We start from the raw sequence: 15,317 nt of genomic DNA on the forward strand, positions 1-15,317 counted from the left end.
TTCCAAAAATTCCCCTCCGCCACTTTTCCCTAAGTGTATATTCTCAAGTTCAATCTATCTAGCTGCTAATACCTAGCCCAATCAAGGTTCATACTGAGGTCTGTCCAGCTCAAAGGTCCGGCCAATTGCTGCATAAGACGCGCCGGCCAGACGGCTGACCGGCTTCAGCTTGCCGACATCAATTCGGCCGTTATGAATCAGCTCATCCTCTACATGAAAACCTAGCACTTCGCCGATAACCATATCGCAATGCCCGAGCTCCACAAGCTGCACCAGCCGGCATTCCATCGCAATCTTGCATTCCTGTACGCGCGGGACCTTGACGGCTTGTCCGGGTACCGCCGTCAGCCCGGCCAGCTCAAGTTCGCTGATTCCGCCGGGTGCATTGATTGAGGTATGGTTGACTGCAGCGATATTATCCTCATCGACGATATGGACCACAAATTCCTTATTCGCGGCTATATTGCGCGGCGTATGCTTCATTTCTCCGCCTGCTTTGCGGACACAGGAGAACATGACCATAGGCGGATCATCATTTACAATATTAAAAAAGCTGAACGGGGCGGCATTCACGATCCCCGCTTCATCCACCGAGGTTACAAAGGCAATCGGTCTGGGCACAATGCTGCCGATCAGCAGCTTATAATTATCATGCGCTGTTTGTCCATCCGTCTGAATATACATGATTATCCCCCTGTCTTAACTTGTCAGCCGCCGTGCGGCCCGGCCTATCTTAACATTCACCAGAATAATGCTGCATACGATCAGCAGCATACCCACTACCAGATTCAGCGTAATCCGCTCATTTAATAATACTACACTTGACCCGATCGAGATCAGCGGAATCAGGAAGGTGAATGAACCGACCTTGCTGGCCTCTCCTTCATTGATCAGCTTGAAATAAACCATCCACCCCAGCGCAATGACGAACACCGAAATGAACAATGTGTTCACGATAAAGGCGCTGTTCCACGTAATATCGGACCAGCTCTCCACAGCCGAACCGGCAGCCAGCAAAATGACGCCCCCGATTATGATCTGCATTGCCGTCATCCACAGCATATCTACCCGTACCGCATTTCGTTTCGTATACACCGTCGCCAAGGCCCAGCTTAGCGCGCTGGCCAGGGCAAGCCCTACGCCCAAGGCGGAGATACTTCCGGTAAATCCGCCAATGCTGAGCGCAGCTACCCCGAGAAAACCAAGCAGCAAGCCGAACATCTTCATTCCGTACATACGCTCACCCAGCCAGATCCAGGCAAAGATACCGAGCAGCACAGGCTGCAGAAAGACGATGGCCGAGAACAGCCCTGAGGGCATATACTGCAGGCCGATCGTCTGGAACCCGTAATAGAAAACGATGCTGAGAAAGGCCGAAGTCAGATAGACCGGCCATAGCTTGCTGAAATGAAGGGCCTTCCTTTTAGGAAGCGCAGCAACAATGAGGATCACCCCGGCAATAACCGTACGGATTCCGGCAAACAACAAGGGCGGAGCGTAGGCTAGAGCAATCTTGGACAGCGGCCAATTGATCCCCCAGACAATAACCAGAAATATAAGTAAAGCAATGTTTTTCTTCCGCTGCTGCATCTCATCACCCCTTGTTCTATTTTCATTCCAAATGATACAATAAGCACAGTCATAATTGAAATGAATTATATTCATGAGGGGCATACCAGATTCGATATGAACAACAATCAAATTCGTCTATTCGTCAAAATCGCCGAGAGCGGCAGCTTCACCAAAGCCGGGCTGGCACTGAACATGACCCAGCCTGCAGTCAGCCGGGCCATCTCCGCGCTAGAGTCTGAGCTTGCAGTGAAGCTGCTGCTGCGCGACCGGCGCAGCGGGCTGATGCTCACTGATATCGGTAAGCGTGTTCTGATTATTTTTCGGGAAATTCTAAATGGGTTTGACAAGGTTGAGCAGGAAATCTCCGCTGAGAAGGGCCTGGAGAAGGGGCTCATCCGCATCGGGGCCTTTCCGGTGGCGTCTGCTTATTTTGTCCCCAAAATCATCCGTTCCATTACCGAGAAATATCCCGAGATTGAGATTGTTCTCTATGAAGGTTCGGTTGCCGAGGTTAAGGAATGGCTGGAGACCCGCTTTATTGATGTCGGCTTCATTATTCCGCCGCAAGAAGAGTTTGCCACAATTCCGCTCTACCGGGAGAAACTGTACGCAGTGCTTCCTGGCGATCATCCGCTCCGTGAGAAGCATGTCATCTGTGTCAAGGATCTGGAAGACGAGCCGATGCTGATCTGCCGGGCAGGTTATGAGCCTCCGGTCGTTGATTTGTTCCTTCGGGGAGGCAGCAAGCTGAATGTGAAATACGAAGTGAACAGCTACATGACCGCACTCAATATGGTTAAGGAGGGGCTGGCTGTTGGTGTCATGTCCCAGCTGTCCCTGCTGTCTCCGCCGCCGAATGTGATCATAAAGGAGCTGGCCCCCGATGCTTACCGGGATATCCATCTCGCCGTCCATACACTGGAGGAGACCTCGATTGCCGTCCGCTTATTTATGGACACTGCACTGCAGCTGTTCTCCGGGGCAGAACTGTCTGTGCTTTGACGAAATACACCACTATGCTGAACAAGAGGAGTGAACCACTTGAAATATCACCGTTTGGGTAACAGCGGGCTGCAGGTCTCCGCACTGGGTCTGGGGACCAATTCCTTTGGCAAAAGAGCCGATCAGGAGACCTCCATAGATATCGTCCATGCCGCGCTCGATCAAGGCATTAACTTTATCGATACCGCCAATATTTATGCCGGCACCGAATCGGAACGGATCATCGGACTGGCGCTGGAGGGCAGACGTCAAAGTGCTGTTCTCGCTACCAAAGCAGGCCTTCCGAGACACGAAGGCCCTAACGGCAGCGGCTCTTCCCGCCATCACCTGATGCTGGAGCTGGAAGGCAGCCTGCGCCGGCTGAAGACCGATTATGTAGACTTATATCAGATCCATACCTTTGATCCCTATACACCGCTGGAGGAAACGCTGCGGACCCTTGATGATATGGTATCCGCGGGCAAAGTCCGCTATATCGGGGCCTCCAACTATGCGGCCTGGGAGTTAATGAAGGCACTGGGCATCAGCGAGGCGCGGAACCTGGTCAAGTATACCTCGATTCAGTGCAGCTACTCCCTGGCTGACCGGACGCCGGAGGCCGAGCTGGTTCCGCTCTGCCTGGATCAAGGACTCGGGATTATCCCCTACTTCCCGCTTGCCGGAGGTATTCTTACCGGCAAATATGCCGGTGACGGCGCACCGCCGGAAGGTTCCAGAGCCGAAACCGATCCGAACTTCGGCCGCTTCCTTACCCCCGGCCGGATTGAGCTGGGGAACCGGGTCGGCCGGATTGCCGAAGAAACCGGCACCTCTATGGCTGCGCTGTCCCTGGCCTGGCTGATGAACAAACCGGCTGTATCCACGGTGATTGTCGGAGCCACCCGCGTGGAGCAGGTGCAGCAGAATCTGCAAAGCGTTGCCCTCCAGCCGGATGCTGAGCTCATGGACAAGCTGGATCAGGCCAGCGGCACCTTCCGCAGCGGCGAGCCGTTCGCGGTGTACCGCCTGCCATAGCAGTTATCCGTAAATAAACAGAATAGGGGTACTTCTCATAGCAATGAGAAGTACCCCTATTTTCATATGGCACAAATGGCCATCCAGTTATACAGCTGCGATAAATTTCTCCATATCTTCTTGTACGGTTGTAATGCCGCTGATACCGAAGGTATCGACCAGCACCTTGGCTACATTCGGCGACAGGAAGGCCGGGAGTGTAGGTCCGAGGTGAATATCCTTCACACCCAGATACAGCAGGGCCAAGAGTACAATTACTGCCTTCTGCTCATACCAGGCAATATTGTAGGAGATAGGCAGATCGTTAATATCCTCAAGTCCGAATACTTCCTTGAGCTTCAGGGCAATCACGACAAGCGAGTAGGAATCATTGCATTGGCCGGCATCCAGTACACGCGGAATCCCGCCGATGTCGCCAAGCGCAAGCTTATTATATTTGTACTTCGCACAGCCTGCCGTAAGAATCACGGTATCTCCCGGCAGTTCGGCAGCGAAATCGGTATAATAATTGCGGCTCTTCATCCGGCCGTCACAGCCGGCCATTACGAAGAACTGCTTGATGGCGCCGGTCTGAACGGCCTCAACCACCTGATCGGCTACGTTCATTACAGCCGCGTGGGCAAATCCGCCGACAATCTCGCCGGTTTCGATCTCTTCCGGAACCGCACAGCCTTTCGCCTGTTCAATGATAGCGGAGAAGTCCTTCGCTCCATTGGCATCCGCCGAAATATGCTGCACTCCCGGGAAACCGGTATTGCCCGTAGTATACAAACGGCCGATATAACTCTCCTTCGGCGGTACAATGCAGTTCGTCGTCATGAGAATCGGTCCGTTGAAGCTTTCAAATTCCTCCGCCTGTTTCCACCAGGCATTGCCGTAGTTGCCCACAAAATGACTGTATTTCTTAAAAGCCGGATAATAATGCGCCGGCAGCATCTCGCTGTGTGTATATACATCCACTCCGGTGCCATCGGTCTGCTTCAGCAGCGCTTCCATATCCTTCAGATCATGCCCGCTGATCAGAATCCCCGGATTCCGGCCTACACCGATATTCACCTTGGTGATTTCCGGGTTGCCATAAGTCGTGGTATTGGCCCGGTCAAGCAATGCCATCACATCGACACCCAGCTTGCCGCATTCCATCACAAGTCCAGTCAGTTCATCCGCCGTGAGTGTATCATCCAGAGTCGCCACCAGACCTTTTTCCATAAAAGCATGTGCGCCTTCTTCGTAATAGCCCAGCACTGCGGCATGCTCCATATACGCCGCCATTCCCTTCAGCCCGTAGGTCAGCAGTTCACGCAGGGAACGGATATCCTCATTCTCTGTGGACAGAACTCCTACCGTCTCCGCCTTCGCCTGCAGTTCCTCATCGGTGCCTGCCGTCCAAAGAGCCGCGTCATGCCCGGCATAAGGAACCTCTACTCCGGCTGCCTGCAATTTACTGCTCCACTGGCCGCGAAGGATCAACCCTTCTTTGATTCTGGCAATAAAAGCTTCAGGCATGAAATTAGCATTGGTTATTGTAGCGAACATACCCTCTATAATAAATTTCTCCGTGGTAGAGTCGGTCATTCCAAGCTCCCGGCCCCGGCGTGCAAAGATGGAAATCCCCTTCAGCGTGTAGATCAGCAGATCCTGAAGATTTGCCACATCGCTAGTTTTCCCGCAGACTCCCTGAATCGTACAGCCCGATCCTTTAGCCGCTTCCTGACATTGAAAACAAAACATATTGCTCATTGCATGTTCACTCCTTTAATAGGTATAGGCTACCAATATAGGACTCCGTTCGCCCCGCCTTTACAGTTAAGGCTAATTGTAGTAGACTTTCGCCATACAATCGGTAACGGATGTTACCAGATGCTATAAATTTGGAGGAAATGCTATGAAACCGGAGCCCGCTGTACTGCAATCCTGCCTGCTGTTCCGCGGGAAAACCGTGAAGGAAATCGAAGCGGTGCTGCAAAAAATAACCTATACCGTAAGCAGCTTTCATAAGAATTCACTGATCTTGGCGGAAGGTGATACTGCGGACAAACTCGGCATTGTGCTGGAAGGACGGATTGAGGTTCAGAAAACCCATCCTACCGGCAGCAGTGTAACCATTGCCCATCTAAATCAGGGACAGACCATTGGCGAAGCGGTGTTGTTCCGCAGAGAAAATATAGTTCCGGCTACTGTTACAGCCACAGGCCCCTGCTCCGTCATGTTTATCGGCAAGCAGGAGCTGCTGCGGTTGTTCACCACAGACACGGACATGCTCACACGTTTCATTGAGAATCTGTCGGAGCGCCTGGTGCTTGTCAACCGGAAGATCGAAATATTGTCAGCCGGCCCTCTGCGGCGGCGGGTGATCAGCTTTTTGCTGGAGCAAGCCGCTCAGCAAGCCTCCGAGGTCATCCGGCTGCCCTTCAGCAGAAAAGAATGGGCGGAGCATTTAAATACGGCCCGCCCGTCACTATCCCGTGAAATGGGCTATCTGCGTGATATCGGCTGGATTCATTTCAAAGGCAGCAGCATTACGCTGCTGAATATGATGGCTATGAACGACTACATCCGCACCGTCCCTTCGGCTCCCGGCCAGGACAAGTAATTCCTGCCGGAAGCTATTCTCGGGGATACACGAACACATCTATATCTACACATCATATATTGGAGGGTTTACTTATGTCGGAGTTAACAGCCCAAAGCGTTGAACAGATGCTGGCCGGGCACAGTGAGTTGTTTCACAGCGGGGCTACGAAGGAGCTCTCCTTCCGGCTTCGCCAGCTGCAGAAGCTGAAAGATGCCATCCGCCGCAATGAGGCGAAAATTATCGCGGCCCTGCATCAGGATCTGCGCAAGAGCGAATTTGAAGCCTATGCGACGGAAATCGGCTTCACGCTGGACAGTATTGGATATATGATGAAGCATCTGAAGCGTTGGATGAAGCCGGTCAAGGTCAAATCCCCGCTGCATATATTTCCGGCCAAAAGCCGGATCCTCAGCGAGCCCTACGGAACCGTGCTCATTATCGGCCCCTTCAATTATCCGTTTCAGCTGCTGATCGAGCCGCTCATCGGGGCCATTGCTGCCGGCAACTGCGCCGTACTGAAGCCCTCCGAGAGCACTCCGGCCATTACCGCCGTGATTGAGGAAATGATCAGGGAAACCTTCGAACCGTCCTATATCCGTGTAATTCAGGGCGAGAAAGAAGCCACCAATCTGCTGATCCATGCCAAATTCGATTATATTTTCTTCACCGGAAGTGTCCCTGTCGGCAAAATAGTCATGGAAGCCGCGGCCAAAAATCTGGTGCCGGTAACACTGGAGCTGGGCGGTAAAAGTCCGGTCATTGTCGATAAGAGCGCCAATCTGGAGATAGCAGCCAAACGGATTGTCTGGGGTAAGCTCATCAATGTGGGCCAGACCTGTATTGCCCCGGATTATCTGCTCGTCCACAGCGATGTGGCATCCCAGCTGATCTCCTTAATGAAACGTTATATTCAGGAGTTCTACGGCCAGGATGCGCAGCAGAACCCGGATTACGGGCGGATTGTGAATGACCGCCAGCTGCGCAGAATTGCCGGAATGATTCAGCGGGACCAATCAAAGGTCATTATGGGCGGCACCGTCGTGCCGGAGGATCTGTACATAGAACCTACACTGCTCTATCCTGCGGATTGGAAGGATGCGGCTATGGAGGACGAGATTTTTGGGCCTGTACTTCCCATTATGGAATATACCCGGCTGGACGAAGCCATCCGCAGCATCAATGAGCGTCCCAAGCCGCTCGCTCTCTATCTGTTCACCGAAGACAAACAGGCTGAACAGGAGGTGCTGGCCAGAGTTTCATTCGGCGGAGGCTGCATCAATGATACGATTACCCATGTAGCCAGCACACATCTGCCATTTGGAGGAGTGGGAGGCTCCGGCATCGGCGGATATCACGGCAAGCATAGCTTTGATCTTTTTTCCCACAGCAAGAGCATTGTAAAAAGAGGGACAAAGCTTGACCTCGGGGTTGTCTATCCGCCATATGGCAATAAGGTCAAGCTGGCGCGGAGATTGCTGAAATAGAGTGCAGCGATTAGCAAAAGACAGCATAAAAGGATACCGCCCTGTTCGGGGCCCGGTATCCTTCGCTCCATTACCCCGCTCTTCTGCCCTCCACCCAACTGGCTACCTCTTTTTCCGGTATGGGTCTGCTGATGAAGTAGCCCTGGATCTTGTCACAGCTTGTACGCTCCAGAAAGGCCAGCTGCTCCCGGGTTTCCACCCCTTCTGCGGTCACCTTCAGTCCCATATCATGACCGATGGTTACGATGGATCGGGCCAGTGACATATTGTTCGGTGTATCAATGCTGTCAATAAACGACTTATCAATCTTCAGCGTAGTGATCGGCAGCTGCTTCAAATAGCTAAGCGAGGAATACCCTGTTCCGAAGTCATCCAGGGCAATGCCGATTCCCCGTTCTTTCAGCGATTCCAGCTTGGAACTGATCGCCTCGAAGGATTCCATGAAGATCGACTCGGTAATCTCCAGCTCCAAATATTCCGGCGGCAATCCGGTCTCCTTCAGAATCCCCAGCACCATATCGGTGAAATCATCCAGCATCAGCTGGATCACCGAAATATTCACCGAGATATGGTAGCCCTCATAACCTTCTGTATGCAGCTCTTTAATGAACCGGCAGGCCGCCCGCAGCACCCATTCACCGATCGGGACAATCAACCGGCAGTCTTCAGCGATTTTGATGAACGAAAGCGGCGATACAAAACCAAGCACCGGACTGTTCCAGCGGATCAGAGCCTCGAAGCCCCAGATTCCGCCTGAGGCGGTGTCCACCAGCGGCTGATAATGCAGCGAAAGCTCATTATTGGAGATAGCATTTCTTAAATGCTTCTCAATGATCATCCGTTCGTCAAAATGCCGCTGCATCGCCTGTCCGTATAATACATATGTCCCTTTACCGGCTTCCTTCGCTTTATACATGGCAATATCGGCATTCTTCAAAAGCTCTTCAGCATTGATCCCATTCTCCGGATACTGGGCAATACCAATACTGGTCGAGATGTGAACGACGCTGGCATTCAGCTGGAAGGGCTCCTTGAAACCCTGCACAAGCGCTTGTGCATAGGAGATCACCTCATCCGATCCCTTGATATTCTCGAACAGAATCACAAACTCGTCACCCCCGAAACGGAAGTGCTTGCTGCGACCGTCCGACAAGCCCAGCAGCCGTTCACCGACCTTGACCAGCAGCTCGTCGCCAAAGGTGTGGCCCATCGTATCATTAATATATTTGAAATTATCAATATCCAGAAAGAACAAGGCTGCATGCCCTCCAGCGTGTTCCTTGATAAACTTCTGCAGCTCCTCGGAAAGGGACAGCCGGTTCGGCAGACCGCTTAAGACATCGTTATAGGCCAGCAGCCGGTATTTCTCTTCGCTGGTCTGCAGCAGTGCCTGATTCTCGACCACTTTGTTATATTGCTCCAGCAGCTCATCCTGCAGTGCCGTAAGCTCCTCGTAGGTCGACTCCAGTTCCTGATAGCTCATTTGGAGCTTGCTCTCATAACCTTTGCGGTCCGTAACATCAACCATAGAGCCGGAAAAACGGACAAAACCTCCGTCCGCATTGCGCAGCACCTTGCCCCGGGCCTGAAACCATTTATATTCGCCTGATTTGCTCCGCATCCGGTATTCGCAGTAATAGTAGGAACTTTTGCCCTGCAGATGCTCAGTGCGCAGGCGGTTCTCATGTTCTGCATCCTCTGGATGGATAAGAGTTCTCCAACCTCCATGGCTCTCGTCCACTTCATCCCGCTCATAGCCGAGCAGCTCATACCAGCTGTCCGAGAAGTAGTAGATCATCGTGGTCATGTCCACATCCCAGATTACCGCATCCGCACCATAGGCAGCCAAACTGAAGCGTTCATTGCTTTTTTCCAGGTTGCTTCGCATTCGCTTGACCAATTGCACGTAGAATAGGAGGATGAGAATAAAGGCCAGCAGAACGGCGAATGCCGCGACAATGCTCAGTACAAGCTTTTTATAGGATTGATAGAAGGAAAAGGGCTTGTTGATGACTTCGCTGCCTTCCGGCAGCTGCTTCAGGGAAACGTTGAAACGCTGCAATTCCTTATAGTCAAAAACCTTTCGCACGGAGCTGTCCGAGACAATAGGGATTACTCCCGCATTTTCTCCTTCCAAAATCCGCAGAGCCAGGCTGGCTGCAGTTTGTCCCTGGATTTTGCCGCTAATCAGATTTCCGCCGAAGGCCCCGTGATTCAGGCTAAAATCATAAATATGATATACCGGCACACTGCTGCTCTCGCTAAGCTCGCTTGAGAACCGGTCAAATTCAGTAATTCTTCCCGTTGTATCACTGTAGTATGTAGTCATAAGAACCATGCTGTCTGATGAAAGGTTGGATACTTGATCGATGATTTGATCATTGGAGAGGCTGTTCATCGGGAAGACCTGGAGTCCCCGCTCCAGAGACAGAATCTGGTCACTGACCATTTTACCCGTGGAGAGCCCGCTTTCGGAATTGTCGAATACGATGTACACCTTACGGATCGATGGATTGAGCTTCAGCGCCATTCGTATCGTTTCTGTAGGATCGATCTCTTCGATGACTCCGGTGATATTGCGCTTGTCCGCTATGCTGTCCACACCCAGCTGATTAATCCCGCTGAATACGATGGGTGCATCGTTCAGGATTTCCTTGCGGTACTGAATAACGAAGTTCAAGGCAGCATCATCCGTAACGATAATCGCATCGATATGAATAGCTTGATATTTGAACTTGATCATCTGGTAGACGTGCTCGAGGTTGTCATTGCTGGGGAATCGTTTCCAGTCCATATACTCCGTGTAGATAACCGGCGGATCAGCTGCTCCTTTAAGCTGCTCTTCAATGCCTGCACCCTGGTCATCCGTCCAGGCAAAGCCCTTTTGATAGGAATGCAGGACAAGCACATTCTGAGGGCGCCGTTCTTCGCTGCTGGCGGACACCGGCTGATACAGTGCCGTGCTGAGCATAATAAATAAAAGCAAAAACAAGCCATACCGTAACCTGCGCTGAATTTTCCCCTTGCCCATTAGCACACTCCCATTCATCTATCCCAAACATCCCAAAATCAGAAACGGGGAAATTCGACAATTTCTATTAAAAGCGTATGGATCCATTATGATTGGGCTTTGCTATTTACTTATAAGCTTAATAGAGTAAATATATAGACTGAACTTATAATTCTTCTATTTTGGGATTGGCCGTGACTACAGAGAATGTTTGGACTTCCGGCCGCTGTTAGGTTTGGATTTCCTGAATTTAACCGCGAATCGCGGTAGAAATCCAAACCTAAAGGCGGACGCTATCGCTCCTCCAGTTCCAAAATTCCCCTCCGCCACTTTTCCCTAAATGTACATTCTCAAGTTCAATCTATATAGTAAATAAAATTAATTACAATTTATGACGTTTTTCTTCTTATTATATGGGGAAAGTCTAATTTTTGAAACATAAATAGAAGGTTCATCCCTTCATGGACAGTCCTTTGCATCCAAGTTAGAATGAGTGTGCAAAGACCCGCCAAGACAGGAGGTTTCACATGCCTACAATTAAAGACGTTGCGCTGAGGGCAGGCGTTTCGGTGACAACCGTCTCCCGGGTGCTGAACAACAGGGGGTACTTAAGCGAGGATCTGAAGAAAAAGGTCTACAGCGCGATGGATGACCTCAATTACCGGCCAAACGAACTCGCCCGCTCGCTCAGCCGCTCCAAATCAAATATTATCGGGCTGATCATCCCCCATGTCTCTCATCCTTTCTTCGGGGAATTGACCAGCCATATCGAGGAGCATGCCTACCGGAACGGCTATAAGCTGCTGCTCTGCAACTCGCAACAGGACAAACATAAAGAACTCGAATATATCGATATGCTTCGTGCAAGCCGGGTCGACGGCATTATTATGGGCAGTCACACCCTGGAAGTTGAGGCCTACCGGCAAATGAATCTGCCGCTCGTCACCTTTGACCGCAGAATATCGCCGGAAATCCCTTATGTCTGCTCCGATAACTATCGGGGCGGGGTGCTGGCTACTACCTTATTGATTAATAAAGGCTGCCGCAGGCTCGCCCATATCGGTGGGCATCCCGAGCTGAACATCCTGTCTGTGCTAAGATCCGAGGCCTTTGCGGATACCGCCCGGCAGCATAACCTCCCGCACACCTTGCTGCATACGGATAACAACAGCTTTGATGTCGGAGCTTATGAGCGGCTGCTTGCGCAGCTGTTCAACGAACAGCCAGATGTGGACGGCATCTTTGCAGGCAGCGATTTGATTGCAGCTTATGCGCTTAAGGCTTGCCGTGAGCGGGGATTGCGTGTGCCTGAGGATGTGCGGATTGTAGGATATGACGGCATTGCCCTGCGCAGCCTGCTGGCTCTGCCGCTCAGCACCATCCGCCAGCCCATTGAAGATATGGGCAAACTTGCCGTTGATTTGATCATTCAGCAGGTCCACGGCGGTGCCGTCCACGCAGAATACATATTGCCGGTTGAGCTGGAGGAAGGCGCTACAACTTGAGTATGCGTAAATCCAAAGCATGAATTTTTAGTTGTACAAATTGCAACTACCCCGGGGAAAATCTTCCCCGATCAGGATGCAATGTAATTTACGGCACCTGCCAAACGCTAACCCCCGCTCTGCTGTAAGCAAGCAGAACGGGGGTTTTCTGCGTTTGACAATTTAGATCTACAAGTGTAATATCAACCAGGAGATTAAAACTACACTTGTAGATTGAATGTTCATGAAACTGCGAGGAGTCGATTATATGAAGAGCATCCCCAAAATTTCAGAGGCTGAATGGGAGATCATGAAAGTCATCTGGGGCAACCATCCGATTACAGCTGAACAAATTGTCCAGCACCTGCCGGGGTCTATTGAATGGAGCGATCAGACGGTACGCACCTTTATCACACGGCTGCTTAAGAAGAAAGCCATTGGCTTCGAGAAATCCGGGCGAAGTTATCTTTATTATCCGCTGCTCTCCGAGCGGGAATGTGTACAAGCAGAAAGCCAGTCTTTTCTGAAGCGGGTCTTCGGGGGAGCCGCCAACCTGATGGTCACCAACTTCTTGGAAGAGGTTACGTTATCCGCCCAGGAAATTGAGCAGTTGGAACGGTTGCTCCAGGAGAAGAAAGCACAAGGAGCACACAAAGATCCAGGTACACAGGAATGAATGTGATCTACAGCCTGTTTGCCGATTTCCTGGATGATACACTAGCCGCGAGCCTGGTGATTCTGGTTGTAATCGCAATTCATGCCATCCTGCAAAAGGTCATCAGCGCCAGGGTCCGTTACCTGCTGTGGCTGCTGGTCATTATCCGAATGCTGCTTCCGGTGATCCCGGACAGTCCGCTCAGCATGTTCCATGTGCTTCAGTATGGAGAAGGAATAAAGAGCGCGCTCACGGGACAGGCCGCTGATACAGCCCCATTGCCGAATCTGCAAGCTGCTGCTCCAAGCAATCAGGGGCTGGACTCTGATTCTGATCCGCAATCAGGCACTCCCGGAACCGGAGACAGCATTAATGCGGGACACCTACAACAAGCGGACGGGCAGGCGCCGGGTGGCCGACATTCCAGTGCTGCTGGTATCTACTCTCCCTGGCTGAAGGCCGCTGCTATAATCTGGTTCGGCGGCGCAGTCTTTCTTTTCCTGAACGGACTTGGCATCATGAGCAGGCAGCTCCGCGGGCGGAAGCGGCTGAGACGGGTTACTGATCCCCGGCCAATTGCGGTGCTTGAGGACGCTCTGAACCGGTTCGGAGTGAAAAGAAAGATTCCGCTCTACACCGGCTCCCGGGCCAAAAGCCCTTTCCTGAGCGGCGTGTTCCGTCCTTGGATATACGTCCCAGAACTGGCGCTTCAGGAGTTAACCTCACCGCAGCTGCTGCACATTCTGGCCCATGAGCTTGCTCACTATAAACGCCGGGATACCCTGTGGAATCTGCTGGGCAGTGCGGCCGCGGCTATTCATTGGCCCAATCCTTTATCTTGGCTCGGACTGCACAAAATGAAAACCGACCGGGAGCTGGCCTGTGACGCATACGTATTGGATGTGCTGGGAGAAGAAGAAGCTGCGGCGTACGGATTAACGCTCGTTGAATTTCTCAAGCAGTTTTCTAAAGGACGGACCGACCGCGAAGTGCTTTATTTCTTCGGATCGCAGCACCGTCAGCAGATTACAAGGAGGGTCTCTATGATTCACTCATTTAAAAAAGGCTCGTACCGGATATCAGCGGCAGCCGTGCTGCTCCTGATTCTGCTGAGCTTGGTGACACTAACGAATGCCTCAGGCGATTCAAAAACTGACAACACAGCTGTTAACGATGATTTAATCAATCTGTACAAGAATAGAAATTATAATCGCCTGGACAGAGCCGTGGAGGAAGCGGGTTTTGCCTTCCAGGCCCCGTCTGTGCTGCCCCCGGATTTCATTCTGGAGAGGGCTTACCTTGCAGTCACTCTGCCCGAAGCTGCAGCTGCTACTGCGTCGTCAGAGGATAACGAGATTGATCAAGTTACTCTCTATTATGAACGGTACGACGGGGATACCCACACCGGGCAATTTTCGTTGGAGGCTTACAAGGACAGCAGCGTTGAGCAGATTTATACGGCTGTTGAACTTGAAGAATCCTCGAGTGGCGACGGCGGGCCCCCTCTTCCGGTTGACCGGAAACCCACTACCATTGGCGGTATAAACGCAATCCATGTCAATGTGCATGTCAATCAGTATGTACAGAAATTATTCTATATTTGGGAGCGGGATGGGATTGTATATAAACTATATATAGGCAGTGGTACCCTATCACAGCAAGAAATCGCTTCACTCATGGCCTCCATCAAATATCCGGATGAACAAATGAAACGCAGCTTCGTGAATGAAAAGTTTTTTAATGTAGATGTCATCGATGTGAAGGATTTACGGATGGTGGCTGATATTATCGGTTTTATGCCTAAGTTCCCTATGGAAGTGTCCGGCTTTCACATGCATACGGCCATGCTTACCACAAGCAGCGTATTCAGTGATCCTCCAGACGAACAGGGAAGATCCGGAATAGTTTTTCAAACTGGATACTTCAATCTGGGTGCTGAAAAAACGAGAGGCTTCAGGTCGTTCAGCTTTTTGCAAATGCAGAATCAAGGCTTATATGAAACCTTCAAATCGAAAGGACAGATCATTCTTTACCGGATTGACGGAGAAAAGTTTGCCGTTCCCCTTACCATCGCTCATGTAAATGGACAAGAGGTGCTGGTTACGGAGCCTTACAAAATCGACGGAGAGCTAAGCAAGCCTACCGAGCCGGATTTCCTCAGTTATTTCTGGCAGGATCAAGGCATAATCTATGAAGTGGGGTTCACCGGCGTACCAACGCTTGAGGATCAGCGGACCATTGTCTCTTCATTCATGGAAGCCCCTGCTGCAGACATTGATAAATTGGCCGCAGCAGCGGCGCAGGCTCATTAAGATCAACCCCGTATCAGTACAACACTGCAGAAACGGCTGTGCCCATAGGCTACAGCCGTTTTTGCAGTTCCATCAGAGCCCAGAACATCCATTATCGCTGCGGTTTGCTTGCGTCAACGCTTACTTAAAGTGTGTAAATAATATTATTTCATGTTATAATTATCGGGTAGTTCATTTCATAGCTGTAAATACTGCTATAAGATGCTTAA

Annotated in this window: 11 protein-coding genes; 7 read left to right on the plus strand and 4 right to left on the minus strand. The window is 51.2% G+C overall.

Annotated elements, in window-relative coordinates:
• Window positions 1-81: 81 nt before the first annotated feature.
• A complete protein-coding gene (locus tag H70357_RS32305) occupies window positions 82-684 on the minus strand; it encodes a flavin reductase family protein (RefSeq protein ID WP_038597738.1) in 603 nt (200 codons plus the stop codon).
• Window positions 685-699: 15 nt separating this feature from the next.
• Complete coding sequence (locus tag H70357_RS32310) at window positions 700-1,590, minus strand: DMT family transporter (protein WP_038597741.1); 891 nt, start codon at window positions 1,588-1,590, stop codon at window positions 700-702.
• A 96-nt stretch (window positions 1,591-1,686) separates the two neighbouring features.
• Between H70357_RS32310 and H70357_RS32315 the strand changes: the two genes are divergently transcribed.
• On the plus strand, window positions 1,687-2,574 hold the full coding sequence (locus tag H70357_RS32315; RefSeq protein ID WP_038597744.1) for a LysR family transcriptional regulator: 888 nt from the start codon (window positions 1,687-1,689) through the stop codon (window positions 2,572-2,574).
• A 39-nt stretch (window positions 2,575-2,613) separates the two neighbouring features.
• Window positions 2,614-3,588, plus strand: coding sequence for an aldo/keto reductase (locus H70357_RS32320; protein ID WP_038597747.1), 975 nt, complete (start codon window positions 2,614-2,616; stop codon window positions 3,586-3,588).
• Window positions 3,589-3,675: 87 nt separating this feature from the next.
• On the opposite strand, the gene hcp is transcribed toward H70357_RS32320, so the two are convergent.
• On the minus strand, window positions 3,676-5,328 hold the full coding sequence (gene hcp, locus H70357_RS32325; protein ID WP_038597751.1) for a hydroxylamine reductase: 1,653 nt from the start codon (window positions 5,326-5,328) through the stop codon (window positions 3,676-3,678).
• Window positions 5,329-5,473: 145 nt separating this feature from the next.
• Here hcp and H70357_RS32330 point away from each other — a divergent pair, with 145 nt between their 5' ends.
• Window positions 5,474-6,181 (plus strand): Crp/Fnr family transcriptional regulator, encoded by a 708-nt coding sequence (locus tag H70357_RS32330; protein ID WP_038597753.1) that lies wholly within the window; start codon window positions 5,474-5,476, stop codon window positions 6,179-6,181.
• A gap of 74 nt (window positions 6,182-6,255) precedes the next feature.
• Window positions 6,256-7,647 (plus strand): aldehyde dehydrogenase, encoded by a 1,392-nt coding sequence (locus H70357_RS32335; RefSeq protein WP_038597756.1) that lies wholly within the window; start codon window positions 6,256-6,258, stop codon window positions 7,645-7,647.
• Between the two features lie 70 nt (window positions 7,648-7,717).
• Here H70357_RS32335 and H70357_RS34705 read toward each other — a convergent pair whose 3' ends face one another.
• A complete protein-coding gene (locus H70357_RS34705; RefSeq protein ID WP_052092375.1) occupies window positions 7,718-10,678 on the minus strand; it encodes an ABC transporter substrate binding protein in 2,961 nt (986 codons plus the stop codon).
• Window positions 10,679-11,184: 506 nt separating this feature from the next.
• On the opposite strand from H70357_RS34705, the gene H70357_RS32350 reads away from it, so the two are divergent.
• From H70357_RS32350 to H70357_RS32360, 3 genes are all read left to right on the plus strand, one after another.
• Window positions 11,185-12,162 carry a LacI family DNA-binding transcriptional regulator gene (locus H70357_RS32350; RefSeq protein ID WP_038597759.1) on the plus strand — a complete coding sequence of 326 codons (978 nt, stop codon included), beginning with the start codon at window positions 11,185-11,187 and terminating at the stop codon, window positions 12,160-12,162.
• 247 nt (window positions 12,163-12,409) lie between these two features.
• Window positions 12,410-12,817: a BlaI/MecI/CopY family transcriptional regulator gene (locus H70357_RS32355; protein ID WP_038597762.1), complete on the plus strand. Its 408-nt coding sequence runs from the start codon at window positions 12,410-12,412 to the stop codon at window positions 12,815-12,817.
• A complete protein-coding gene (locus H70357_RS32360; protein ID WP_038597764.1) occupies window positions 12,814-15,108 on the plus strand; it encodes a M56 family metallopeptidase in 2,295 nt (764 codons plus the stop codon). The genes H70357_RS32355 and H70357_RS32360 overlap by 4 nt, the downstream gene beginning before the upstream one ends.
• The last annotated feature ends 209 nt before the right edge of the window (window positions 15,109-15,317 follow it).

Origin of the sequence: Paenibacillus sp. FSL H7-0357 (assembly GCF_000758525.1) — a bacterium.
In the GTDB taxonomy this organism is placed as follows: domain Bacteria; phylum Bacillota; class Bacilli; order Paenibacillales; family Paenibacillaceae; genus Paenibacillus_AQ.

Excerpts from the sequence above, each read along its gene's own strand:
- H70357_RS32305 (WP_038597738.1), bottom strand. The coding sequence starts at position 684 with ATGTATATTCAGACGGATGGACAAACAGCGCATGATAATTATAAGCTG.
- H70357_RS32310 (WP_038597741.1), bottom strand. The coding sequence starts at position 1,590 with ATGCAGCAGCGGAAGAAAAACATTGCTTTACTTATATTTCTGGTTATT.
- H70357_RS32315 (WP_038597744.1), top strand. The coding sequence starts at position 1,687 with ATGAACAACAATCAAATTCGTCTATTCGTCAAAATCGCCGAGAGCGGC.
- hcp (WP_038597751.1), bottom strand. The coding sequence starts at position 5,328 with ATGAGCAATATGTTTTGTTTTCAATGTCAGGAAGCGGCTAAAGGATCG.
- H70357_RS32330 (WP_038597753.1), top strand. The coding sequence starts at position 5,474 with ATGAAACCGGAGCCCGCTGTACTGCAATCCTGCCTGCTGTTCCGCGGG.
- H70357_RS32335 (WP_038597756.1), top strand. The coding sequence starts at position 6,256 with ATGTCGGAGTTAACAGCCCAAAGCGTTGAACAGATGCTGGCCGGGCAC.
- H70357_RS34705 (WP_052092375.1), bottom strand. The coding sequence starts at position 10,678 with ATGGGCAAGGGGAAAATTCAGCGCAGGTTACGGTATGGCTTGTTTTTG.
- H70357_RS32350 (WP_038597759.1), top strand. The coding sequence starts at position 11,185 with ATGCCTACAATTAAAGACGTTGCGCTGAGGGCAGGCGTTTCGGTGACA.
- H70357_RS32355 (WP_038597762.1), top strand. The coding sequence starts at position 12,410 with ATGAAGAGCATCCCCAAAATTTCAGAGGCTGAATGGGAGATCATGAAA.
- H70357_RS32360 (WP_038597764.1), top strand. The coding sequence starts at position 12,814 with ATGAATGTGATCTACAGCCTGTTTGCCGATTTCCTGGATGATACACTA.